This window comes from Pseudomonas sp. JL23, assembly GCF_056933585.1.
Genome location: NZ_CM167795.1, coordinates 1,513,625 through 1,537,580 on the forward strand (window position 1 = coordinate 1,513,625; position 23,956 = coordinate 1,537,580).

The window sequence follows — 23,956 nt, forward strand, 5'->3', positions numbered from 1 at the left end:
CTCTTCCCGGCTAAAGCCGGTCCCACAGAAAAAGATCAAACCAACAACGTCATCCAGGTCGAGGCCAGCAACAGCAGGGCCATCACCCGGTTGAACCGCTGCATGCTCTTGGCCGAGCGAATGAAGGTTGCTGCGCCCACTCCGGCAAAGGCCCAGGCGGTCATGCACGGAATCGCCACCGCAAAGAACGCCAGCGACAGGTACAGCACGCGCAAGGTGCGGTCGGCATCGTGCCCGGCGAACACGCTGGTCACGGCCAGGGCCATCATCCAGGTCTTGGGGTTGATCAGTTGCAGGCTGGCCGCGCCGAACAGGCCAAGATCAGGGCCCTTCTTGTCGGTCTGATTGGGGTCGATGGCCTCGGCCGGGGTGCGGAAGATCTGCCAGGCCATCCAGCTCAGCCAGGCGATCCCGGCCCAGGACATCACCGTCTGCAATGTCTGATGCCGAATCAACACATCGCCCAAGCCCATGCCCACCACCAAGACCAGCGCGGCGGCCCCGGCACAGGCGCCAAGCACGATAGGGGTGGTGGCCCACAGGCCGTGGCGCGAGCTGTTGGTCAGGACCAGGATATTGGTCGGGCCAGGGGTAATGGAGGCGACGAAGGCGAACAGCAGGAACGGCAGGATCGAAGACATGGTACGGCTCGGCAGCAATGGATCGTGGATCGATCATCGCCTTGCCGGGCGTTTCAGTCTGGAAGATTTGAGCAGCGCTTGCGGTAGTCCGCCGGGCTCATCCGATAGGCGCGCTGAAACCAGCGGCCCAGGTGGCTCTGATCGGAAAAACCGAGGGAGGCGGCGACGTCGCCCGGGGTTTGGCCGAGGGCGAGCAAGCGCCGCGCCCGGGCCAGACGCAGCTGGATCAGATAAGCGTGGGGTGCCAGGCCAAAGGCTGCTTTGAAAGCGCGGGTCAGGCGAAAACGGTCAACGCCCGTGGCCAGGGCCAGGTCATCCAGGCCGATGTCCTGATGCAGATGGCTGTGCAGGTAATCCCTGGCCCGCTGCGCCACCAGGGGCAGGCGCGGGTCCGGGTTGATGCGCTTACGCCAGCGCAGGTGCTGGGTCAGGCTGCCGAGCAGGTTGTCCAGCGTGGTCTGGCGCACGATGCGCAGGTCTTCGCTGTGCAGGGCATTGAAGGCCTGGGCGGTGCACTCGGCCAGGCGCGGGTCGCGGGCCAGGGTCGCGGCAAAACTCAGCTCGCAATGCTCGGGGGCTTGTTCGAACAGGGCGCGCAGTTCCCGTTCCAGCCAATGCGGCTCCAGGTACAGGGTGCGATAGGTGAAACCTTCGGACATGGGCGCGTCGCCATCGTGGATTTCCCCCGGCTCAAGCAGGAACACGCCACCGGGCGTACTTTGATGGCGGACGTGGCGGCAGTGAAACTGCTGCACGCCCTGTTCGGTCAGGCCCACCAGATAGCTGTCATGCCAGTGCGGATCGTAGGCATGGCCCTCGAAATGCGCGCGGATCGTCTCGATGCCGGATTCGGCGTCCTGCTTGAGAGTGATCCAGTTCTGGGTGGCCATGCCGCCGCTCCGATAACAATGACGTTCGTCGGACGACGTTACCTATCAACGCAGGATTTGTCTGGAAGATTTGTGCAGCTCGTCGGGAGGCTGATCATTCTTGTTACAAAAACAACCGTCAGTTAAAAGCGAACCTCGTCACACAATGGCCCTCCAAGCTAGGTCTACCTTTCTATTTGCGGAGAGACCGTGATGAATCGTCTTACCCGAATACTGCGTGCCTGCGGCCTCGGCTCTGTGCTCGCCCTGGGCCTGAGCTGCGGCGTTGGTGCCCAGAACCTGCCTAACAGTACCTACGACAACCCCAGCAATAACCCGAACCCCAACAGCCGCCAAGGCAGCGAATCCAGCACGCCACCGGTGCGCGGCCCCAGCACCGCACCCAGTCCGCGTCCGCCGACCCTGCAAAACGGCGGCGTCGGCAATGGCTATTCAGTGCCGTCGCGTCCTGCCCGTCAGAACACCCCCGCAGGCAATTCGGGCACTAGCGGCGAACGCAAGCCCACCAATTGAGACATAAGGAACTGTCCATGTTCTATCGAACCCTGTCCGCAACCCTGTGTGCGGTTGCCTGTCTGTCCCTGCCATTGAGCGTTGCGGCTGCCGAAGTGCAGCACTATCCGAGCGAGTTGGGCAGCATCAGCGTCGAATCCATCGCTACTGGCCTGAAGCATCCATGGGCGCTGGCGTTCCTGCCCAACAAGCAGGGCATGCTGGTCACTGAACGCCCCGGCGACTTACGGGTAATCAGCGAGGACGGCAAGGTTTCCAAGCCGATTTCCGGGGTGCCCGAGGTCTGGGCCAAGCGGCAGGGCGGCTTGCTTGATGTGGTGCTGTCGCCGGATTTCTCAAAAGACCGGCTGGTTTACCTGACCTACGCCGAAGGTGACGAAAGCGGCGAGCATGCTGGCACCGCAGCCGGGCGCGGGCGTTTGTCGGCGGACATGACTCATCTGGAAAACTTCACCGTGATCTTTCGCCAGCAGCCCAAGCTGTCGGTGGGTAATCACTTTGGCTCGCGTATGGTCTTCGACCGCGACGGCTACCTGTTCATCGCCCTGGGTGAGAACAACGACAAGGCCACCGCTCAGGATCTGGACAAATTGCAGGGCAAGATCGTACGCATCTACCCCGACGGCCAGGTGCCGCCGGACAATCCCTTTGTGAATCAGAAAAACGTACGCCCGGAGATCTGGAGCTTCGGCCATCGCAACCAACAGGGCGCGGTGCTCAACCCCTGGACCGGCACCCTGTGGACCCACGAACACGGGCCCAAGGGTGGTGACGAGGTCAATATCATCGAACGTCGCGGCAACTACGGCTGGCCATTGGCGACCCACGGCATCGACTATTCCGGCGAGCCGATCAAAGAGGCCAAGGGCCAGTTTGTTGAGGGGACGATCAAGCCGTTTCACGTGTGGGAAAAATCACCGGCAATCAGCGGCATGACCTTTTACGACAGCCAACGCTTTCCGGCCTGGGATCACAACCTGTTTATCGGTGCCCTGGCGGCAGAAACCCTGATCCGGCTGCAATTCGATGGCGACAGGATCGTTCACGAAGAGCGTTTGCTCGGCGAACTGAAACAACGCATCCGCGATGTACGCCAGGGGCCGGACGGGTTTCTTTATGTGCTGACCGATGATGACAATGGCGAGTTGTTGAAGGTGGGGTTGTAGTGTGGTGATTGCCTGAATGGGTGAGGTTTGTGGGACCGGCTTTAGCCGGGAAGGGGCCAGTACTTCCGCCACATTTGCTTGTTCAGCAATGACGCCTTCCCGGCTAAAGCCGGTCCCACATTGTTTCTCTGTGATAACGGATTCTGCAAAAACACCACATCTGGCGCTGGACGCCCATGGCAAGGCGCTGGGGGCGGCGTTGTGATGCTTGTGATTGTGGGACCGGCTTTAGCCGGGAAGGCGTATTCCCGGCAGAAGCCGGTCCCACAAAGGTGGCCTACGGTTTATGTACACCGCTGCTCCATCGCCGATTCCGGCACATCGAACACCCGGTCAAACACCCACTGAAACACCAGGGAATACACAAAGAAAAACCCGAACAACCCCAGGTTGGTGGCCAGGGCCGCCCACCAGGAAATGCTCAGCCACCAGGCAATCAGCGGCAACAGCATCAGGGTCAGGCCGCCCTCGAAGCCAAGGGAGTGCAGCAGGCGTCGGCTCAGGGTGCGCTGGCGTTGTGGCTGGCGGGCTTCCCAGCGTTCGAACAGGGCGTTGAAGATCATGTTCCAGGCCAGGGCGCTGGCCGACATCAAAATCGACAGCAGCCCTGAATAGACCATGCCCTGGTCATATAGCAGGTCGAGGATCGGGGTAATGAACGCTACCGCGACGCCCTCATAGAGCACAGCTTGCAGCACTTTACGGGCGGGGCCTTGCATGGCGGGTCTCCTTGGTCAGGGCTTGCACGTTAATGGCAAATCCTGCGGGCGCAAAATGAGATAAATTCAGCCTCGCTCAATTCAATTCACTTGTGGCGAGGCTGCCCGTGTTCAGCAAACTTCCTTTGACCGCCCTGCGCACCTTCGAAGCGGCGGCGCGTTCGGCCAGCTTCAAGAGCGCCGCCGACGAGCTGGCGGTTACGCCGGCGGCGGTCTCCCATCAAATCAAGGCCCTGGAAGCCTGGCTCGGCACTCTGTTGTTCACCCGCAGCGGCAAGGGCGTGCAGCTCACCGCCGAGGGCGAGCGCCTGTACCACGACGCCCACGCGGCCCTGCTCGATATCAGCCGCAGCCTCGAAGCCCTGCGCCCGCGCGCGGATTCACACACCCTGATTCTTACCACCACGCCGGGACTGGCGGCGTCCTGGCTGATTCCCCGGCTGGGAGATTTCTACCGGCAGTGGCCGGCGTTCAACGTGCGGGTCGAAACCGCCAATGAAGTGGTGGAATTGCTGCGTGATTCCAGCATCGACCTGGCCATCCGCACTGTTTCCCGGGAAGACCCGGCGCTGCTGCACAGACCGCTGATGAGCGAGGATTTCGCCGCCTATGCCGCACCCGGCCTGGCCGATCCGGCGGCTGTCGAGCGCCTTGAACTGATCGACCTGCGTTGGGAGATTCCCGGCGGCTTTGCTCTGGACTGGCAGACCTGGTGCGCGGCGGCGGGGCACGGCGACTGGCTGTCGCGGGCGGTATTGCGTCATTACGAGGATGAGCATTTCGCCTTGAACGCGGCGATTGCCGGGCAGGGCCTGGTGCTGGCGAGCAGCGTGCTGGTGGCCGACAGTCTGGCCAAGGGCGTGCTCGTACCCTATCGCCCCGACGTGCGCTTGCCGGGGCCGCGTTACTTTGCCGTCTGCGTGCCGGGACGCGAACGGCAATCGCCGGTCAGAGAGTTCCTGACGTGGCTTGAGCAGCAGGCCACGTCAGTAGACTGATCAGGGCTTGCGCGGGATCAGGCTCGGCACCGCATGCATCAGGGCATTGATTGCGAAGCCAATGAACATCAGGCCGCAGATGCGGGTGATGGTCAGTTCATGACGCTGATACAGGGTGCGTACGTGGCGGGTGCCGACCAGGGTGATGATGATCGAATAGGCGATGATCCCGCCCAGGGTGCTGAGCAGAATCAGCAGCGGCAGCATCGACCAGTTCAACAGCTCGGCGCGGCTGGAGATCAGCGCGGTAAAGGTCGCTACAGCCACCGGGTAAGCCTTGGGATTGGTCAGGCCGAACATGATACCGTGCCAGAACGGCTGGCGTGCCGTGGCCTGGGGCTGGCCGTCGCTATTGCGCTTGGCGGTGATCGCCTTGAAACCGAGCCAGAACAGAAACAGGCCGCTCAATACGCCCAGTACATCGAAGGCCGTGCTGCCGATCACCTTGGCACCGATGATCGCCGCCAGGGCCGTGCTGCACCAGATCACATCACCGAGCAAATGGCCGCTGAGAAATGCCGCCCCGGCCTTGCGCCCGTTGGCCGCGCCAATACCCAGCACCGCGAGGACCCCAGGCCCTGGCGAGATGCCATAGATAAATCCCGACATCAGTACAGCCAACAGCAACGAGAATGTCATGAGCCTGATCCTTGTGATGGTTCAGGCAGTCTATGTCAGGGTATTGCCGGAATTCGAGGTGGCACGGATTTAATTTTCTCGCACAGGCGACTGGCGCACACCGAGCCGACCACGGCGAGGATGATCGGTACGAGTAAGTCATGGTCGATGCGGGTGAATTCGGCGATCAGCACGATTGCCGTGATGGGCATGCTCATGGATGAAGCGAGAAACGCCGCCGCGCCGATCAACGCGAAAGCGCCCAAGGGAATACCTGGCCAGGCCAGACTCCACAAGCCACCCAACAGAATCGCCAGCAGTGCGCCAATCGCCAGGCCCGGCGTCAGCAAGCCGCCCTCGGCCCCGGCGCGCAACGTGCTGGAAGTGATCAGCAGTTTGACCATCAGCAGCAGCGCTGCCAGACCGATCCCCAGTTCGCTGTCGAAACCCAGTTGCGCCGGGCCTTTGCCGTTGCCGAGGATCTGCGGCAGGTAAATCGCCACGCAGCCGATCAACGTAAAGTTGAGCAGCGCCAGTACCGGCAACTGCCAGCCACGGGCAGCATGCTGACGGGCGTGGCCGGTCAGGCGCACAAAGCCTTGGGCGGCGATGCCGAACAGCGGCCCACAGATCAGCGCGAAGGCGATCAGGCTGGCGCTCAGTGGCAGCTTCGGCAATACGTATTGCGACTCGGCGCCCAAGCCCAGCCAGCCAATGGCGGCGCCGATGGCTGAAGTTGTCAAAGCCATCAAGGCGGCGGGCCAGGAGAAACTGCCGACCAGTACTTCCAGCACGAACACCGCGCCCCCCAGCGGTACGTTGTACACCGCCGCCAAGCCAGCACCGGCCCCGCACGCGACCAGAAGGCGATGAGTTGCAACGGGCAGGTGCGCCCATTGCGACAAGGTACTGGCCACCAGTGCGCCGACTTCGCGCGGCGCAACCTCGCGACCCAAGGGCGAGCCCAGGGCCACGGTGATGATTTGCAACAAGGCGTGGGCGAGGGTGGTCTTGACCGGCATCAGCGGCGCCTTCTCCCCGACAGCCTGCTTGATGCTGACCAATGGCTGGCCCCAGCGATATACCGCCCACCAGCCGAGCCCGCCGATCACCCCGCACAAGGCCATGACCGCAACCCGCCGCTGCACTGAGGCACTGCTGACCCCCAGCAGGAAACTCTCATGACTGCTCAGCGCATCCTGCCCGTAACCGTAGGCCAGGTGCTGAATCAGATGCAGCAGCAGGGCCAGCAACATCCCGCCCAGGCCGGCGCCGATGCCGGTAAGGATCACTACGAGGGCCAGTTTGAGGTGAGCACGCATATGAACAATCCGAGGGACGAATGGCGGCAGCGTGGGGGCTGAGCGAATTGCGCGCCATCATCCATAGGTTTATCCGGGGAATCGCCATGGATGTATTTCCTTTGTGGGAGCCGCCTTGGTGGCGATTGCGTCTTATATATTGCGAGCGCTTCGCACTCGATCGCCAGCAAGGCGGCTCCCACGAAAATCGCGTTATCGCGCAGGAGATCCGTTGGAGCGAGGCTTGCCCGCGAAGAGGCCAGAACAGGCACAACCAAATGACTGAAGGTCGCAGTGTTCAGGTGGGGCTGCGTACCACGTTCTGAGACTCGCGTTCTGGTGCAGGCGAGCGCAGGGTTTCCGGCATGGCCAGCATCAGCAGGGCCAGGGCCAGGGCGGCAACAGCGGCCAGGGTGAGGAAGGCCGCGTTGTACCCGGCCTGCTGAACCACGATTCCCGCCAGGCTACTGCTTAGCGCGGCGCCCACGCCGAACATAGTGGTCAGGGCGCCGAGGCTGACGTTGAAACGCCCGGTGCCCTGAGTCAGATCTTTGACCACCAGGGGGAACAACGCGCCAAACAGCCCGGCGCCGACGCCATCGAGCATCTGCACGGCGACCAGCCAGTAAGGGTCGCTCGACAAGGTATAGAGCACGCCGCGCACCGGCAGAATAGCGAATCCTGCCAGCAGCAGCGGTTTGCGTCCCCAGAGATCGGCACGGGCGCCGACCAGCAGGGCTGCGGGGATCATCACCACCTGGGCGGCAACGATGCAGGCGGAAGTCAGGGGCGTCGCCAGGCTCAGGTCTATCTGCGACAGTTTCTGACTGACCAGGGGCAGCATCGCCGCATTGGCCAGGTGAAAAAGCGCACAGCACGCGCCGAAGATCAGCAACGCACGATGATGCAGCAAGGCTTTCCAGCCGGAAACGTGCACGGCTTCGCCCTGGGCTTGCTTCTCAAGCCCGCGCGCGGCTTCATGGTCGATGGCATCGGCCGACAGGCTCGAGACCGCAAGGATACTGGCCAGGGCCATGGCCGCCATCAGGTAGAACACCGCAATCGGCCCGAACAGATAAGCGAACCCGCCGGCCAGGAGGGCGGCGCAGGCGTTGCCTGCATGGTTGAAGGTTTCGTTGCGCCCGGTGCGGCGGGTAAAGGCCTTGGCGCCGGTCATGCCCAGGGAGATTGCGGCGATGGCCGGGGCAAATACTGACGCTGCCGCCGCGCCGAGCGCCTGGGTCAGGGCTACCCAGGTAAAACCCTGAATAAATGGCAGGATGACACAGCTGCCTGTCACCAGTAATGCGCCAATGATCACGACGGCGCGCTTGGCCCGGGTCCGGTCGATCAGGGCACCGGCTGGCGTCTGGGTCAGCAGCGCGACCAGTCCTGCAACGGTCATCACGCCACCGATGCTGGCAGGGTCCCAATGCTGAACGGCCAGCAGATAGATGGCCAGATACGGCCCCAGGCCGTCACGCACATCTGCGAGGAAGAAGTTCAGGGCATCAAGGGCAACGCTGTTGCGGCGCGAAGGAGTCATCACGGTCAGTCTCGATGCTGAGGCGGGCATTGAGACTCAGTGCGGTTTTTGACAGGTTAAGTTCCGTGGCCGCCGGATATTCTCCGGGCCGAATACGTCAGCGCCAGGCTTGCAGGGAAACCGGGATTCGCAGAGGTTGCTGCGGCGCATCGTCCAGGCCGCACATTTCGTTGTAGGGCGAAGCATGGACCAGGAAAAACGGTGTCCGGGGCAAACCCTCCAGAAACGTCCGTGCATGCTCCACGGAGCGCAGGTGCAACACCTTGTCCTGATCACTGCGCAGCATCGAAGTATGGCTGGCCGTGCGTATTTCCAGCAGATAGATACCTGACTCCAGGGAGAGCAGGTTGAGTTCGTCGACGGTGCCTTGCTCTGCCAGATGGAACAGTTCGAGTTTGTTCATGCTATGCCCCAATGGTTTCATGCGGTCTTGAGTGGCCATGTGTGGGACCGGCTTTAGCCGGGAAGGTTGCGCTCCAGACGCAGAAAATCTGGTGAATGTACCGGCCCTTTCCCGGCTAAAGCCGGTCCCACAAATATACGCTTGTCCTGCAAATCGTAAGCTACCCGCACCATCCTCCCACGCTTTGCTATTCTTCGCGCCCGGTAACCGGGCCACGGCCCCTACCGTCAACTGAATTGTGTATGGGAGCTGTCATGACGGTTGATATTCGCCCACGTCCCCCGCGGTTTTCCGGGGCCGACTACAAGACTCTGGGCCTTGCTGCCCTGGGTGGTGCGCTGGAAATCTACGATTTCATCATCTTCGTGTTTTTCGCGCTGACCCTCAGCCAACTGTTTTTCCCGCCGGAAATGCCCGAGTGGCTGCGCCTGCTGCAGAGCTTTGGCATCTTCGTCACCGGCTACCTGGCGCGTCCGCTGGGCGGCATCCTGATGGCGCACTTTGCTGACCGCCTGGGGCGCAAACGGGTGTTCAGCCTGAGCATCCTGATGATGGCTCTGCCATGCCTGCTGATCGGCCTGATGCCGACCTATGCGCAGATCGGCTATTGGGCGCCCTTGATTCTGCTGGGCCTGCGCATCCTGCAAGGTGCAGCGGTGGGCGGCGAAGTGCCCAGCGCCTGGGTGTTTGTCGCCGAGCACGCCCCTGATGGCCATCGCGGCTATGCCCTGGGCGTGCTGCAGGCCGGGCTGACCTTCGGTTATCTGCTCGGCGCATTGACTGCGACCTGGCTGGCCAAGGTCTTCACCCCGGTGGAGATCCTCGACTACGCCTGGCGCCTGCCGTTCCTGTTGGGCGGCGTGTTCGGCGTCATTGGTGTCTGGCTGCGCCGCTGGCTGAGTGAAACACCGGTATTCATGGCTCTGCACGCCCAGCGTCAGGACATGGCCGAACTGCCCCTGCGCGCTGTACTGCGTGAGCATCGCCAGTCACTGCTGCCGGCAGCGCTGCTGACCTGCGTGCTGACCTCGGCCGTCGTGGTACTGGTGGTCATCACGCCGACGGTCATGCAGCAGCGCTTTGGCATGACCCCGATGAACACTTTTGCTCTGAGCAGCGTGGGCATTGTCTTCCTGAATATCGGCTGCGTACTGGCCGGCCATCTGGTCGACCGCATAGGCGCCTGGCGCGGGGTGATCCTCTACAGCCTGCTGCTGCCCCTGGGCGTTGGCCTGCTCTATGCGAGCTTGATCGGCCAGTGGCTACCCTTGACCATTGCCTACGCCATCGCAGGTTTGGGCTGTGGGATTGTGGGCGTCGTGCCGTCGGCTATGGTCGGCTTGTTCCCCGCGAAAATTCGCGTCTCCGGGATCTCCTTCACCTACAACATTGCCTATGCGCTGTGGGCCAGTACGACGCCTTTACTGCTGATCATGCTGATGCCCTGGAGCCCGTGGGTGTGCGTTGGCTATTGCGCGGTGATGGGCGCGGTCGGCCTGGGGACGGCAGCATTCTTTGGCCTGCGCCGAGGGATGCAACTTGAGGGTGCCGAGGCGGCTCATACACCGCGTTGAGCGCGTGATTTTTCGGTAGAAACCGTCGCTGTGACATCCTGGCACCGCATCTGTAGGACCGGCTTTAGCCGGGAGGACGCTCTCGCGGCTGAAGCCGCTCCTACAGAAAAACCGCATTCATCCAGCTGGCCGTTCTCTCCTGTCATGTGAGTTATTGCTCGTTCTCTATGTAGTTTATTTCCTACAAGCTTGAAGTCCTTTTCTCTGTTGAACTCATGAATAATTCCTTGCCGTAATTAATTGTAACTGCGGATTGTAATGCTGTTTGCGTGAGCTTATGGTTTGCGTCTGGAGTTGCCGGAAAATTAACTGTGTGCAAGTAAGATTGAGTAGGAAGGATTACTTTGGTGTGTAGGATTTTTCTTTGGTGTGTAGGAGGTTTCTGTACGGCGCTTAGCATTGCTGTAGAGCCTGGAGATGCACAGGGTTATTTAATTTGTAACGGTGAACAAAACTTCCTAAAAAAAACAAAGTTCAGGCCGATGCACTTTTCGTGGTCAGGATGAATGCTGTGGAAGACATCCTGCATGCTCAGGAACGAGCAACGCGAACAGGAGGAAAACAGATGCGTGCACCCTTGCGACAGGCGCAGGTATTGGCCCTGGTGCTGCGCGGCTACCCTAACAAGGACATTGCCGAACAGCTGAACATGAGTATTTACACGGCCCGGGACCATGTTTCCGCGTTGCTCAAAAAGTACGGAGTTAAAAGGCGTGCCGAACTCATGGCGCTGCATGTGAGTCATGCCCGATTGCGAAAAGTTGAAAAATCCCCGACATCTGTCGGATTGCGCTCGACTATAAATGGCACCTAATATTCGACGCTCCAGATAAGGGAGGTTTGTTTGTCATGGAGGGTGTGGCAGTGTTCTCGCTGTAGTCCGTTTAATGTTGCTGCAGCAAGACTAATACTCTCGATAGCACGCTGTATTGCGGGCTGGCGCTATATTCGACTCTTCCAATTGGCTGTTGAGCGCCGCCGCGTATTCATTACCAGATGCGGAGTGTCTGGGTATTTCACCAAAAGGAGTCACAAGATGAATGCAGTTTCACTTCAACAGGATCAATTGCCGCAGCCTTCGACCTCGTTGGCCTGCATTGCGGTCGATCCCGTGGCAGTGCGCAACTTCCGCAAGCTGGCGGCCAGGCAGGCGCCGCTGTCGCACTCGGTCTTGTGCGAGCAGCAGGCCAGGCTGATGGGCCCCAAGGGCCTTTTTGCACAGTTCGCCCGGCAAATCATTGAGCTGGGTCGGCAAGCGCCCCAGCTCAATGATTTGCTGGAACTGCAGCGTCCCGAGCGCAGGGAGCACGCCGAGCGTGCCGTGGATTTCGTGCTGGGTTTCCATCATCGTCGGTCCTATGCCGAAAACCCTTTCGAACAGCGCTGCCGGGCCTTTCTCGGCGTGGTGGTGTATGACGAACTGGCACCTTTCACCCTCGCTGAGCGCTATGCCGCCAGCCAGGCCTTACGTCAGCTCGACGGTGAGTACTTCATCAAACTGATCGCCACCACCCGTGAAACGGTGGAGCGGCGCATCGTCTTCCACGGCCTGCTGCAACACTTCGATGCCCTCCTGCCAATTGAACGCAGCATCTACCCCTACAACTATCGCCAGGTTCAGCAGGAGCACCTGCAGCGTGAAGAGGCGCTCTATGGCCGCCTGCAACTGGATGCGCCCATCAGCCTGCTGTTGCAGGAGCGCACGCCCGAATGGCTGTTGGCCAATCTGCCGCGCCTCAACCGTGCGGCGGGTTGAACAACCAGCATTCAGCAAAGGCCCTTCCATGGATGGAACAAGGGCTTCAGGTAAAACAAGGAGGCACCATGAGAGTCCCACAATCACAAATCAACACCATGGCCCGGTTCAATGCCCTCAAGCTCGCTGAGGAGCACACGGCCAAGAAGGCAGAGGCCAACAAACCGACAGCAACTGCAGCGACAGAGGCCAAAAAAGCCGCCACCTCAGCCTGCGCTTATGCCCCGGCCAAACCCGCCGTTTATCTGGGGGAGGCTTCGTCCATCAGCGGCAAGACCCTGTTGCTGAGCCGGGTGTTTCGTTGCCTCGATCCCAAGATCGAACCGACGGTCATCAATGAGTTCAACGACACCACGCGCCAGTCCCCGGACGCGCAGTTTCTGACGACAACCGATCGCAATTTGCTGGGCAATGTCTATGAGTATGCCCAGCAGCAAAATGTCGACCTGGGCTATGTCGACCAACTGGCCGGTGTCTTGGGTCAGTTTCGCAAGAGCAAGAATGGCGAGCAGATGTCCATGGTCGATATTGCCGTGATACCGGAACAGACCAAGAAGTACGACTACACCGACGCCGACAAGGCAATCATCAAGCGGATCATGGACAGCGAGGCGTTCAAGACCTCGCACCTGGACCCGGACTTTATCCGCCACGCTGTCGACAGCAAGTACGCGCATATCCGTCATACCGACTTCAACTTTCTCGAAGCAGTGGTCAACAAATTCTCCGCCGACGGAGAAAAAGCCGCGCCGCTGGGTAATCGTTTCTCGCGCTTTACCGGCTTCAAGGACTACCACGGATCGGCACCGGTCCTGGCAGCCCAGCCGGCAACCAAACCCAAGGTCGACCCGAACCTCTCTGGCGACCCGACGCGTAAGTGGGGCGCCAAGGCCAGCTTCTCGACGCCGACCATGGAACACATCTTGCGCACCCTCAGCAAAGTCTTGGGCCGCAACACTCAGCTGGGGTTGTTCGACTTTCTTGCCGACCGCTTCAAGCGCGACTGAACCCCCCGCGATACGCGCGGGTGCTCGTTCGCGTCATCCGCGTGCCGTATTTCTTTCAGTGATGGGGAGCTGATTACTCCAACTGCGGATTGGACCAGGCAAACTGCTGCGGCTCGCTAGTGGCCACGACCACCCGGTTCCGGCCGCTGCTTTTGGCGCTGTACAGCGCCTTGTCCGCCTCGTGCAGCCACATCGCCGCGTCCGTCAGGTGCGGGCCATAGCTGGCGACGCCAACACTGAGGCCAATCTGCAATTGCGGTAGCAGCACGTCATGGTGGGCATTCATCGCCAGGCGCAGGCGCTCGAGAATCTCAAAAGCCTGTTGGCGCGAGGTATTGGGCAGAATCACGCAAAATTCATCGCCGCCGTAACGGCCAACCAGATCGCTGTCGCGTAACTTGCGGACCAACGCATCACTCATCAATTTGAGAACGCTATCGCCGACAATATGACCGTAACTGTCATTAATGTTCTTGAAGTGATCGATATCGATCAGGGCGATTGTGGTATTGCGTTCCAGCGTCTGGCAATTGCCGAACTCGATATTCAGCAGGTCTTTCCATGAACCGTGATTGAGCAAACCGGTGAGGCTGTCGGTACGGCTGAGTTTGCTGAGGATATGTTTGTGCGCCGATAATTTCACCGCCACTTGATAAGACACCAGGCCTACCGCTATCGGATAAATCACCAGCATCGGCAGACAGGCATAGATCTGCAGCGGCGTACTGCCGGGATTGAAGGCCGGCGAAAAGATCAGGATGGCGACCAACGCCCCGAAGGCTTGCGCCAGGCTGCCGTACATAAACAAACGCTGGCCGCCTGCCGCGATGTTATTCATCGCCATCATCGACAACACGGTCACCGTCGGTAGCGGGCTCAGGCCCATGGCCCCGGCCCAGAAGCCTCCGCCCAGGGAGTCGTAGATCAGGTTGCGGCGTTCGGCCTGGTACGGCTGACGCGACAGCCGCGCCCATTGATAGGCGACATGGGGCCAGATAAAACCGTTGAACACCATCAGCGCCCAGACCCAGCCCGACGGGTGCGTGGGGTACAGCGTAGCCAGGACACTGAAAAAACCAATGCCCAACCCGATACTGCGCGGTAAATAGATGCGCTTGGCAAATGACAATCCCTTGCCGTCGTGTTTGTTCATCTCGTTACCCGCCGTTGAGCCCGAGACAAGTGGGCCGCCTGATATTTCGAAGTTTCGCATACAGGCAAAGCATTTTGCCATTATGGAGAAAATATATATTGGGCAATAACATAGGGCGGATATGTAAACTTAAGTATCAAAACGCTATCACGCAGGTGCTTTTTTATTCGCTCTCCCGGTTGGTTATTGACGCAAGCCAGGCCATCCGCTGCAATGCACCACCGGCTTGCCCGCGAATGCTGTGCTTCGAGCCCAGATGATGGGGTAGATGCATCGGCCCCGTCGCGGCGGTGCGGCGATCCGACAAGCCGCGCTCCCTCGAGTACTGTGGATGTTGCGCGAGATGGCGTAAGTTCAGGCAACAGGGTTCACTTCAACCCCTCACTTCGCCCCAGTAACCCCCTTCACCAACACGCCATGATCCTTGGCGTCCTTCTCCAGGGAAATCACATTGACCATCGCCGTGCGCGTGCCCGAGGCTGCGGTAATCGTCGTGCTGATCACCCGACCGCCGTCCACATCCCCGGATATATCCAGCTGCCGCAGGCCCAGGCCTTTGCGCACGAGCTTCTTCTCGCCGAGTTTCTTGAAGTTCTGGTAGCTGCTTTTTTGCTGCGTCAGGGCATCGGCAATGATGGTGTCCAGGGTCTTTTTGTCATTGGCCGAGACCTTGGCGCCGGAGGGCAGTGGCGTCTCGGTGACGATCACCACGCGGTGGGCGGGCTTGTTCAGGTACAGCGACCCCGTGACCCCGGCCGCCCTGGCCTTGTCGTCGATCTCTGGCATCGGGCTTTTCACGTAAGCCTTGGGCAGGGCAAACACCAGCTTGCCGCCGAGCATCGACACCCGCTGCGTCGCGACCTTGGCCGGCGGATGCTTGGCCTTGCTCGCCGCCAGCGCATCCTCGGCAAACAGGCCACCGATCAGCGCCAGGCATACCACGGCGGTTTTGAGACTGAACCTGCGCATCCGACTTCCTCTTCTAATGACGCCCGGAAAAACGAGATGGCATTATGCCTCTGTGGCTCATCCTGTGGGAGCCGGCTTGTCGGACCGCCGCACCGTGGCGATCAAGTGCGAAGCGCTCGCTTTACTTCATCGGCGCAAAAATCGGCCGTATCCCCCGACACTTCGGATAATCCGCACACCCCCAGAAATTCCCCCCGGCATTGGCCCCGGAACCGGCAACCTTCAACACCATCGGCTTTTTGCAGTGCGGGCAATTCGGCGCCTTGACCTCCACTTCAGGCTCCGGCGGCGTAACAACCGGTTCGACCTCAGGCACTTCAACCACTTCAGGCGCTGCTACCTCACCAATAGCGGGCTCAGGCTCCGGCGCAACCTCAGGCTCCGGCAGTACAACCGCCTTGCGCCGCCGCAACACCGACCCCGCAGCTCCCGCCAGAAAAATAAGTGGCAGCACGTATTGGCCAATCACCGCCATCTTCTGAAACATCGCACTCACCGCCAGCCCACCCGAATGCCCTCCGGCAAACTCGGGCAGCGGCTCTACGGCCACCGAATGCAGATACCAGCCCGTAGCAACGGCCAGCAGCACACTGAGCCACCACGGCTGACTGCCAAGAAAATGCACCGGCGCGGTGCCAGGAGAAGAAGGCGGTAACGACTTTTTGCGCGACATAAACAGTGCCTTGAATGAACTGCGCGAAAGCATACCGCCACGTCCGCGCAGGCGCGAACTTGTTCGCGGGCCGCCCATGCAGGCATGCGCAGCTGTCCCGGCAAAAAAGTAGTTAATGGCCTACTGATATCATGGTAAAAAGCCTGTGGGATTATTCATCCATCACGCTAAGGAACGGCCATGAAAAAGACAGGAATCGTCTTTATCGCCCTATGGGCACTGCTCAGCACCTTCCAGGCCACCGCCAAGGAAGCCAGCCTCACCGACGACACCATCGCCCAGCGCCTGATCGACGACTCCATCGCCGCCTATTCCGGCAACTGCCCATGCCCCTACAACGCCGCCCGCAACGGCAGCCGCTGCGGCAAACGCAGCGCCTACAACCGCCCCGGCGGCGCCGCGCCGTTGTGTTTCAAGGAAGATGTGACCAAAGCCATGGTGCAAGAGTATCGGGCGCGGATGAAGGGTTAGCCTGCAACTTGAACTCGGTGGAGCGAGGTTTGCTCGCGAAGTATCTGGGTTTAGGAGGCAACAAAAGCGATTTCGATAGCTTCGATGTTTAGTTTGCTGAGTTGCGAGGCATAGGTCTGTCACCTATGCAGTCAGGTACATTAGGACCAATATATATAGCGCCTGCTGATACCTCTGGGAAACTTTTGCTACCCCAATACAGAGGCCCGCTAGTATATTGCAAATCGTAAACGCTGCTCACTCCTATCAACTTTCCACTGCGGTGATCATATAATTTATAAAAGCCAGGATAACCCCACAGCTGAAACCATTTGGTTGATCCCTCTTCGTTCGGATCCTGCACTGGTTGTAGCAGGCTCGGTAACGCCCAAAACGGTTTTAGCGTCTCGACTCGATAACAGCCGCCGGGGCTTATAACTGGAGCGCTTAAGTTCGTTGCCAAGGATTTTTCCCACCATTGCGAGGCGACCCACAGGCCGCCTGCAATAGTAACGTAGGTCGCCGCAAAGGCGATTTGACGTGACAAATATGTCATACCTTTGGCGTTCGGTTTGAGGGCCTGTCACCTATGCAGTCAGCCACGTTAGGGCCGACGGGGATCATACCGGCAAATATTTCTCCCGAACCCGCTCCCCAAGTCATACCTCCACCACCTGTTTCCAAATCGTAGATCCTGGTTTCTGAAATTAACTTGCCTGTACGATGATCATAGAGGCGAAAAAAACCGGGATAGCCCCACCAGGGGAACCATTCTGGTTTATCCAATTCATCAGGATGGACCCTTGGGTGAAAGATGTTGGGCAATACCCAAAATGGCTTAAATGTTTCGACCCGATAGCAACCGCCGGGGCTGATATCAGCTTCCCCCAGCCTTGCAGCCAAACCCTTCTCCCACCATTGCGAAGCGGCCCATAGGCTACCGGCTATACCGATGTAGGCCACAACAAAGAAAATTCTTCGACTGGCGATTTTCAAGCCCATGTTCCTAAATCAATAACGTGATCGGCCTTTTTCCATAAGATATCGGAGTAAATAATATAGTCGCCACCTTTGGAGGTTTTATCACGATATTCACGAAAGTCGCTGTTGGTGACGGCCGCGAAAGGCCCATTCTTCATGTGTAAAATTAATTGCCCTGCCGGACTGAAGGCAGCGGCTGTTTCGGTCTTGGTCAGTACGCGGTCTTGCGCCCATGTGCCCAGATATTGAAGTCCATTAAAGTCATAATAATCACGGATGTAAAAGCCCACATGTTCAACATAAAAGTAATGGCGGGTCGGGTTGGTTGTATAGCTTTCTTCGGTGTACGCTTTTCCTGCTACACCGATCTTTAATGTTGCGTTACCCAGGGCTCCGTACATATCGTCCAACACATCCCATGTCTCCCCGAATTGAGAGAAATTTACTTGGGAGAACGCATCCATGTGAAGGGCGGACATGTTATAAAATCCTAGTTCAAACGCGTTTTGTCCTTGCCATCCGGATTTTTTTAAAAGGCTTTTCAAACGCATCGCTGCATTCGGTGTAGTCAACCTTGATTCCGCAACTTCTACGGCTTTGCGACAACGCTCATATTTCATAGCCCAGGCCATTTTTACGATACTTTCATCGCACTGTGCTTTCGACAAACTCATGGAGTCTGGTTGAGTTTTAGGCTGCTTCCATTCATCCGGCATCTGCCACGCCGGGCTCTCAAACCATCTCTGCATCAGGGCCGCCGCCGTATCCCATCCCATAGTGCGCATTGCCACAGGTAAGCGCGTTAGCGCCAGAGGCTCAACGATGACCTGCTTGGGTGGTGTATCAGCAGGCGCATAAGTCTGCGAACTGCCCTGCGGCATGGAGAACAAAGTATCCGGGCCGACGGCGTTGGTACGCTGGAAATCGTTCAAGGACATCGTGGTTACTCCATCAGGGGCGACGGTGCGCTGATTGCAATACTCAAGCTGGTGGGGATTGCGCTGCCATGTGCATCGCTGTGGCCTCGCTCGTCCAGCTTGCCAAAGGCGACGCACTGATCGTCTTGTAGCAATACGTAATCCAGCTGGCCAAGCGGCACGCGCCGATGATCAAGCAACTGAAATCGCTCATCGCAGTGCGTGGTGATCGAGGCGTAGAGCGGTGATGTGGCCGACGCCCAGCGGGTTGATTGCGCGGGGCGTTCTTCACCGACGTAGCTGGAGTCAAACGTGGAAGGGATCAGCGTGGCCTGACAGGGGCAAGTGCTGACACTATCCAGCGTACCGGCCACGGCCCGTCCGTGGCTGATGTAATACGAAACACCGCCGCGGATCTCATAGGTTTTACCGTCCACGCCACAGCTAACTCGGTCCCCTTCACGTGCATGCAGCAGGTCATTCCACATAACGCCGTCATGCCCATCGAGAACCTTTCCTCCACAACTGGTTTTGTCACCCAAGCCAATGAAATATCCAATAGCCATTGAATGCCCTCTCTGATGACGAGGCGACCATGCGAAGAGGCGCCCCTTTGATTACGAAGGACTGCACCGATCAACGAGTAGGAATCGAGCAACCTAACCAGTCAGAGACTGGATAAAACCGTTTCGAAAGTAAGTAGGAAAAGTCCCGAAGTGATTAGGATTCAGGCCGAAAGTCTGTAGGTTTGGGGCTACAACCGCCAAGGCAACTCACTCCGCAGCAATACTGCGCGACAACCCCGCTTCCCAAGCCGCAGTCATCTTGTCCCCCACCACCTCAAACCCCGGATGACTGCTCCGATAGTCCGCAAGCTCAGCCATCCCACGACGCATCCCGTCATGAACCCTGCCAAGCAATTCATTGCAGCGAGCCTCACTCAGGTTGCACGAGCTGCGCCCGAACTGGACCAGCATCCGGCGCTTGGGCCAGGCCTTCGAACCACCCAGCAACAGCCCCATAATGTCGTTGCCCTTGTACACCGTGGTCGTCACCAGGTCGTAAGCGGGGGCGAGCCAAATGTCGGCGTCTTCGGCACAGCTCTCATAGAGCAGGCCGAAGTTTTTCAGGTGAGCGTCGCCATTCTGGATACCGGCACAGAGCGCCACCATGACGAAGAAATCTTCCAGCGCCTGGGTGACACGGTGGGGCGTGACATAAGACTTGATCAGCCGCGCGCAGCCCTGATAACTGCCGTCGTATTTCTTCGCCGTGCCCCAGCCGGATAGCACGCACATATCCTCAAACCCGAGGTAGGCGCGATCACCGATATCGAAGCGCTTCACCACCAATAACTTGCCCTGCTGGCCAAGCTGAAACTCCGGCACCTCAAGACCGCAGTGCAAGGCTGCCCGCATGCAGAAAAACTCATTGGCGGCCAGTTGAGGAAAGTCAGACTCGTTGAAGGCTTTTACCAGGTGCGTGGCACCCAGGTGGACGGCGCTATCAAGGTCACGAACCAACACCTTGGGCTGCACGCCTGACACCCCGGAGTAGGGCGCACAAGTCTGTATCAGGTCATCGAACAGATCCCGCGTACCGTCATAGGCCAGCAATTCCGAGACCTTGATCCCTGGCGGCGACTCACTATCGACTGAATGGGCAATGCCGACACGGCCAAGCTGATGCGGACCGACAATGTCCAGTAACGCCAAGCCATCAAAGCCACCCACCGCCTTGCTGAAACGCCGCACCAGATGGTCTTTGAGATAGCCCTCGGGGATATGCATCTCGAACAGCGGATGGACGCCATACGCCCAGTGGTAACTCTCCGGGCGCACCGGCATGATCAGGGAAACGGCGTTCTCTGCCGCTACCACCGCGCCATACGAAAAGACCGAATCGCGTTGCTTCTCCTCGCTGCGATCAAGCGTTCCCACAGCCATACCGTTGACCTCGACAGATAGCCGATCGCTTCGCCTGCTCATGAACCCTTCCTGCCTTTATGTCTTCGCCAATCGGCGAACACAGCACAACCCTGTGGGAGCGAATTCATTCGCGAAGCAATAGCCCGGTCACCACCGACCGATTGCTTCGCCAACAAATGCTGTCCTATGCCCAATCAACTCAGCCGAAACACCTGCCACGCCGCCCGCCACCAGGGCAGCCGCCTTTTGCGCACACCTTGCTCCGTCGGCGCCGCTCCATGGGGCAACATCCGCGGCATATCCCGCAACCGAATCCACGGCTCGCTCTGCCAATGCAACAGACTCACCGACAACCCCGGCCACTGCAGAAAACTCAAACTCGGCTGCACACAATCCACCGGCAACTCACCATCCCGAATCGACGCCACCACCTCATTACTGATCCACCGCCGCAGGCCACGGTTATCAATGTGATAGTGCTGAGCCAGTAAGGCATACACCGCCGACTCCGTCACCATCAACTCCGCCACCGCCTCACCATGATCAGCCAGCAACACCGTCCGCCGCTGATCCTCGTCCAGCTTGCGCGTGGTGCGCTCACTCAAGGGGCGACTCATCAGACGACCAAGGTCCCGGGCGCAGAACCAGATTTGCGATTCCAGGAGGAGAGTGCGTAGGGGGCGGTTGTGGTGGAGGAAGAGGGTGGGGGTGTGGGGTTCAGGCCTGGCTGGCCTGGGGGAAGAGACATTCGACATCGTTGTTACCTCTGTGCGATTTAGCGTTCTTAGGGCTAAGGTGCCGGGAGTTAAGAAACCCCACACAGAGACGGGCCGGACGTATTCCCCTTTCGGGTATTGTATTAGTCCACTCCCGGCATAACGATTTTATGACGCGCAGCCGAAGGCCGCAGGTACAAAAAAGCCGCATTTTATCGGGAGCGGTCCGGCCGCTGTGTGGGAGCGTTTCTTAGGCGCGGCGCAAGGGTAGGGACCGAGCGCAGCGTGGGCAAGAGGAAGACTTGTAGGACATTTCTGAAAATACCCTGCAGGCAGATTAAGCGAGAGAATGTGGTTCTGGGTGAAGAGCTTTGAACATTGCTTTGATCTCTGCCTCAAGCAGTTCGGGCTTTTTGGTTCGGCACTCCCAGACGACATACACCCTCCAGCCCAGACTTTGTAAATCTCTCATGACATTTTGATCCCTGCTCGCATTCTTCTGCAGCTTGGGCAGCCAGAACTCGGGCCTGGATTTTGGCTGGTAGGCGTACTTGCATCCGGGGTGCTGGTGCCAGAAGCATCCATGGACGAAAAGGCAGAGTCGATGTTTCGGAAAAACAAGATCAGGTGCTCCAGGAAGGTCTTTTCTATGAAGACGGAAGCGATGGCCTAGGGCGTGGCATAACGAACGCACAATCATCTCGGGCTTGGTATTTTTGCCCTTGATCTTCGACATGACCTCAGAGCGTTGCTCGGAAGTGAAAACGTCTGCGCACATGTTTGTCAGCCCAAGGGAAAGCTCGATACCAACCAATTCACCACAGCGTCGCAATCCTGCAAACCAGTTTGTCTGACAAGATCCACAATGTCTTTTCCTGAGAGAATCATAACCGGGTGTCCATCCTCTACGATTTCTTTGTATGCCTGATCGTGGAGCCATGAGGTCGTGATCAGCACCCCGAATTGTCGATGCCTGAGACGCGATATCAGCCGTGATACCTCGCGAACCCCTACAGAGTTTGCCAAGGCGTAGCATTTAGCTTCAATCGCAAAGTCGACCAAAACGGCAGAAGCTGTTCGACCTATTCGCAATTTGCCAATTCCATCCCTTCCTCCGTCGCGGTAACGTCGTGTCAGGTCAAGTTCAACGGTGTCCGGCAGACAGACTCGAACCAGATGAGCCGCGCATGCTTCGAATCCATACGGATCTGTCTGGAAATACTCATAGATGGCCGCGAGTATTTTTAAGTCATCTTTTGTCGTAGGAAGCTGCTCTTTTCGCGAGCGAATTGGCTGCGAGCGCTTAGCGATTAAAGGGGTGTACTGCCCAGATTTGACCCATTTTAGCCAATCCGAAGGAGCATGCTTGCTCTCAGTCGCGGGCTTTCCTTCGATTATGTCGGCGAGCCACTTTCTTGGTATTTGGGGCAAGTCGAGGATCGTAAAGGTCGCCTTATAATTCTGAAATCGTTGACCATTGCTGGCATGCCAGACCGCAACGAGGTCATCGTTGTGAGTGCTGCCTATCTGGCCAGGAACCGCAAGGCCTCGAAAAACCACGTCTCTGTAGACCCCCGCTTTCGTAAAAATTAGGATCGGAGGTACAAGGTTACGTTCACCTGAGTGATGTCGAGCGAATACCAGCTCCAAAAGGTTGTTGCCGTAGCGGTTGGTTTCGTCCAGTTTACGCCCCGGCTTTTTGTTGTCCCCGTAGTAGACGAAGGTCCCGGTAGAGAGATCTATCTCATCAGGCCAGTCAAGGTCCTCCATGCTGGAGAGCAGGACGATCAGGTTGGGATCGTTCCGTTTGCCTCGAATGCGAAATCCACCCTGATTACTGACATTTAGAAGCTTGTTGAGAGGATCATCGCTGGAGTTTCCATTACGGCTTCCTGCATAGTGCGCATCAATCATGAGATCCGAGCTGGATAGCTCGGTAACAGAGAAAAGCCGATTGGAGGTCATCGTGGTGTCCTTGTGCCATCATATTGGGATGGTGCCCGGAACCAGGTAACCTGGCTAGAGAATTAATTTAAGGCTTGAAAATGGATCCGATTCGCGTTTTTGATATGTTCTGTGGTGCTGGAGGCAGCAGCTTGGGAGCTCGTGAGGGAGGGGCCAAAATTGTAGGCGGGGTAGATCTTTGGGGACCAGCAGTCGAATCTTTTCGCCGTAACTTTCCGGAAGCCCATGTATTTCAAGAGGATCTTCGAATACTGACGCCGGAAAAAGTGCTAAAAAAGACCGGACCTATAGACATGCTGATTTCGTCACCAGAGTGCACACATCACACTTGCGCCAGAGGAAGTAAGCCGCGTTCGGATGAGAGCAAGGATACGGCGTTTCAAGTTATAAGATATGCTGAGGTAATGAAGCCTCGCTGGATAACTTTAGAAAATGTTGTTCACATGAAGCCATGGGGACGATACAAAGAGCTGATGGATGAGCTGATTCGACTAAAGTACAATGTGCGAGAGCAAGTGATTGATGCGTCATGCTTTGGGGTTGCTCAGCGTCGGCGTAGATTATTCATGATTGCAGATTTGCAGGAAATCCCAGAGTTAATAGTGCCAGTCAATGCGAAAGCCAAATTTGTCCAAGATATTTTGGCTGAAGATGGGGTATATAAAATGACCCCGCTCAGAACACCAAAGCGAGCGAAGGAGACACTTGCTCGTGCCGATAGAGCAATAACGGAGTTAGGGCCAGATAAGCCATTTTTAATCGTTTATTATGGTACCGACGGTGGAGGCGGATGGCAACGCATTGATGCCCCCTTGAGGACAGTCACCACTGTAGACCGCTTTGCTTTGGTAAGACCATCTTCGGATGGGCATATGATGCGTATGCTTCAACCTGATGAATTGCGAAAAGCTATGGGGTTTCCTAGTCATTATCGCTTTCCTGATGTAACACGGCGAGAGAAAGTTAAGTTGATGGGGAATGCCGTATGTTCTCCCGTTATGGAGTCAATTGTTAACTCACTTATTTTAAGTAAAAATATATCTTCAGCTGCATAAAAAAAGCTCCAATTGGA

Annotated in this window: 27 protein-coding genes; 9 read left to right on the plus strand and 18 right to left on the minus strand. The window is 58.1% G+C overall.

Annotation, left to right across the window (positions count from 1 at the left end):
• Positions 1-35 precede the first annotated feature (35 nt).
• Both AC1Z24_RS07065 and AC1Z24_RS07070 read right to left on the minus strand, forming a co-directional pair.
• Positions 36-641, minus strand: coding sequence for a LysE family translocator (locus AC1Z24_RS07065; RefSeq protein WP_483745069.1), 606 nt, complete (start codon positions 639-641; stop codon positions 36-38).
• Between the two features lie 53 nt (positions 642-694).
• Positions 695-1,531, minus strand: a complete 837-nt coding sequence (locus AC1Z24_RS07070; RefSeq protein WP_483745070.1) for an AraC family transcriptional regulator — start codon at positions 1,529-1,531, stop codon at positions 695-697.
• A gap of 192 nt (positions 1,532-1,723) precedes the next feature.
• Here AC1Z24_RS07070 and AC1Z24_RS07075 point away from each other — a divergent pair, with 192 nt between their 5' ends.
• The gene (locus AC1Z24_RS07075; protein ID WP_483745071.1) at positions 1,724-2,044 is read left to right on the plus strand and encodes a hypothetical protein; all 321 of its coding nucleotides are present in this window, start codon (positions 1,724-1,726) and stop codon (positions 2,042-2,044) included.
• Between the two features lie 17 nt (positions 2,045-2,061).
• Complete coding sequence (locus AC1Z24_RS07080; RefSeq protein WP_483745072.1) at positions 2,062-3,210, plus strand: PQQ-dependent sugar dehydrogenase; 1,149 nt, start codon at positions 2,062-2,064, stop codon at positions 3,208-3,210.
• Between the two features lie 284 nt (positions 3,211-3,494).
• Here AC1Z24_RS07080 and AC1Z24_RS07085 read toward each other — a convergent pair whose 3' ends face one another.
• A complete protein-coding gene (locus AC1Z24_RS07085; RefSeq protein ID WP_483745073.1) occupies positions 3,495-3,929 on the minus strand; it encodes a PACE efflux transporter in 435 nt (144 codons plus the stop codon).
• A 107-nt stretch (positions 3,930-4,036) separates the two neighbouring features.
• On the opposite strand from AC1Z24_RS07085, the gene AC1Z24_RS07090 reads away from it, so the two are divergent.
• Positions 4,037-4,927, plus strand: coding sequence for a LysR substrate-binding domain-containing protein (locus AC1Z24_RS07090; RefSeq protein ID WP_483745074.1), 891 nt, complete (start codon positions 4,037-4,039; stop codon positions 4,925-4,927).
• Here AC1Z24_RS07090 and AC1Z24_RS07095 read toward each other — a convergent pair whose 3' ends face one another.
• From AC1Z24_RS07095 to AC1Z24_RS07110, 4 genes are all read right to left on the minus strand, one after another.
• Positions 4,928-5,566 (minus strand): LysE family translocator, encoded by a 639-nt coding sequence (locus AC1Z24_RS07095; RefSeq protein WP_259099120.1) that lies wholly within the window; start codon positions 5,564-5,566, stop codon positions 4,928-4,930. It lies immediately after the preceding gene.
• 35 nt (positions 5,567-5,601) lie between these two features.
• Positions 5,602-6,867, minus strand: a complete 1,266-nt coding sequence (locus AC1Z24_RS07100) for a chloride channel protein (RefSeq protein WP_483745075.1) — start codon at positions 6,865-6,867, stop codon at positions 5,602-5,604.
• Between the two features lie 277 nt (positions 6,868-7,144).
• On the minus strand, positions 7,145-8,392 hold the full coding sequence (locus tag AC1Z24_RS07105; RefSeq protein WP_483746552.1) for an MFS transporter: 1,248 nt from the start codon (positions 8,390-8,392) through the stop codon (positions 7,145-7,147).
• 97 nt (positions 8,393-8,489) lie between these two features.
• Positions 8,490-8,795 carry a DUF6482 family protein gene (locus tag AC1Z24_RS07110; RefSeq protein ID WP_483745076.1) on the minus strand — a complete coding sequence of 102 codons (306 nt, stop codon included), beginning with the start codon at positions 8,793-8,795 and terminating at the stop codon, positions 8,490-8,492.
• A 254-nt stretch (positions 8,796-9,049) separates the two neighbouring features.
• Here AC1Z24_RS07110 and AC1Z24_RS07115 point away from each other — a divergent pair, with 254 nt between their 5' ends.
• The 4 genes from AC1Z24_RS07115 (at position 9,050) to AC1Z24_RS07130 (ending at position 13,132) form a co-directional block, all read left to right on the plus strand.
• Positions 9,050-10,369, plus strand: a complete 1,320-nt coding sequence (locus tag AC1Z24_RS07115; RefSeq protein ID WP_483745077.1) for an MFS transporter — start codon at positions 9,050-9,052, stop codon at positions 10,367-10,369.
• Positions 10,370-10,934: 565 nt separating this feature from the next.
• Entirely contained in the window at positions 10,935-11,183 is a 249-nt protein-coding gene (locus AC1Z24_RS07120; RefSeq protein ID WP_483746553.1) for a response regulator transcription factor, read from the plus strand.
• A gap of 222 nt (positions 11,184-11,405) precedes the next feature.
• Positions 11,406-12,125: a hypothetical protein gene (locus AC1Z24_RS07125; RefSeq protein ID WP_259099130.1), complete on the plus strand. Its 720-nt coding sequence runs from the start codon at positions 11,406-11,408 to the stop codon at positions 12,123-12,125.
• 68 nt (positions 12,126-12,193) lie between these two features.
• The gene (locus AC1Z24_RS07130) at positions 12,194-13,132 is read left to right on the plus strand and encodes a hypothetical protein (protein WP_483745078.1); all 939 of its coding nucleotides are present in this window, start codon (positions 12,194-12,196) and stop codon (positions 13,130-13,132) included.
• 73 nt (positions 13,133-13,205) lie between these two features.
• On the opposite strand, the gene AC1Z24_RS07135 is transcribed toward AC1Z24_RS07130, so the two are convergent.
• From AC1Z24_RS07135 to AC1Z24_RS07145, 3 genes are all read right to left on the minus strand, one after another.
• A complete protein-coding gene (locus AC1Z24_RS07135) occupies positions 13,206-14,285 on the minus strand; it encodes a diguanylate cyclase (RefSeq protein ID WP_483745079.1) in 1,080 nt (359 codons plus the stop codon).
• 381 nt (positions 14,286-14,666) lie between these two features.
• Positions 14,667-15,254 carry a DcrB/PsbP domain-containing protein gene (locus AC1Z24_RS07140; RefSeq protein WP_483745080.1) on the minus strand — a complete coding sequence of 196 codons (588 nt, stop codon included), beginning with the start codon at positions 15,252-15,254 and terminating at the stop codon, positions 14,667-14,669.
• A 121-nt stretch (positions 15,255-15,375) separates the two neighbouring features.
• Complete coding sequence (locus tag AC1Z24_RS07145; protein ID WP_483746554.1) at positions 15,376-15,741, minus strand: topoisomerase DNA-binding C4 zinc finger domain-containing protein; 366 nt, start codon at positions 15,739-15,741, stop codon at positions 15,376-15,378.
• Between the two features lie 366 nt (positions 15,742-16,107).
• Here AC1Z24_RS07145 and AC1Z24_RS07150 point away from each other — a divergent pair, with 366 nt between their 5' ends.
• Positions 16,108-16,398 (plus strand): hypothetical protein, encoded by a 291-nt coding sequence (locus AC1Z24_RS07150; RefSeq protein WP_483745081.1) that lies wholly within the window; start codon positions 16,108-16,110, stop codon positions 16,396-16,398.
• Between the two features lie 88 nt (positions 16,399-16,486).
• On the opposite strand, the gene AC1Z24_RS07155 is transcribed toward AC1Z24_RS07150, so the two are convergent.
• From AC1Z24_RS07155 to AC1Z24_RS07190, 8 genes are all read right to left on the minus strand, one after another.
• Positions 16,487-16,933, minus strand: a complete 447-nt coding sequence (locus AC1Z24_RS07155; protein WP_483745082.1) for a hypothetical protein — start codon at positions 16,931-16,933, stop codon at positions 16,487-16,489.
• A complete protein-coding gene (locus AC1Z24_RS07160) occupies positions 16,930-17,373 on the minus strand; it encodes a hypothetical protein (protein WP_483745083.1) in 444 nt (147 codons plus the stop codon). The genes AC1Z24_RS07155 and AC1Z24_RS07160 overlap by 4 nt, the downstream gene beginning before the upstream one ends.
• On the minus strand, positions 17,370-18,296 hold the full coding sequence (locus tag AC1Z24_RS07165) for a DUF6402 family protein (protein WP_259099165.1): 927 nt from the start codon (positions 18,294-18,296) through the stop codon (positions 17,370-17,372). The genes AC1Z24_RS07160 and AC1Z24_RS07165 overlap by 4 nt, the downstream gene beginning before the upstream one ends.
• Before the next feature lie 5 nt (positions 18,297-18,301).
• Positions 18,302-18,841 (minus strand): PAAR domain-containing protein, encoded by a 540-nt coding sequence (locus AC1Z24_RS07170; RefSeq protein WP_483745084.1) that lies wholly within the window; start codon positions 18,839-18,841, stop codon positions 18,302-18,304.
• A gap of 207 nt (positions 18,842-19,048) precedes the next feature.
• A complete protein-coding gene (locus tag AC1Z24_RS07175; protein ID WP_483745085.1) occupies positions 19,049-20,263 on the minus strand; it encodes a type II toxin-antitoxin system HipA family toxin in 1,215 nt (404 codons plus the stop codon).
• 134 nt (positions 20,264-20,397) lie between these two features.
• Positions 20,398-20,958: a BRO-N domain-containing protein gene (locus AC1Z24_RS07180; protein WP_483745086.1), complete on the minus strand. Its 561-nt coding sequence runs from the start codon at positions 20,956-20,958 to the stop codon at positions 20,398-20,400.
• A gap of 298 nt (positions 20,959-21,256) precedes the next feature.
• The gene (locus tag AC1Z24_RS07185) at positions 21,257-21,697 is read right to left on the minus strand and encodes a very short patch repair endonuclease (protein ID WP_483745087.1); all 441 of its coding nucleotides are present in this window, start codon (positions 21,695-21,697) and stop codon (positions 21,257-21,259) included.
• A 5-nt stretch (positions 21,698-21,702) separates the two neighbouring features.
• Positions 21,703-22,884, minus strand: a complete 1,182-nt coding sequence (locus AC1Z24_RS07190) for a restriction endonuclease (RefSeq protein ID WP_483745088.1) — start codon at positions 22,882-22,884, stop codon at positions 21,703-21,705.
• An 80-nt stretch (positions 22,885-22,964) separates the two neighbouring features.
• On the opposite strand from AC1Z24_RS07190, the gene AC1Z24_RS07195 reads away from it, so the two are divergent.
• On the plus strand, positions 22,965-23,939 hold the full coding sequence (locus AC1Z24_RS07195) for a DNA cytosine methyltransferase (protein WP_483745089.1): 975 nt from the start codon (positions 22,965-22,967) through the stop codon (positions 23,937-23,939).
• Positions 23,940-23,956: the final 17 nt, after the last annotated feature.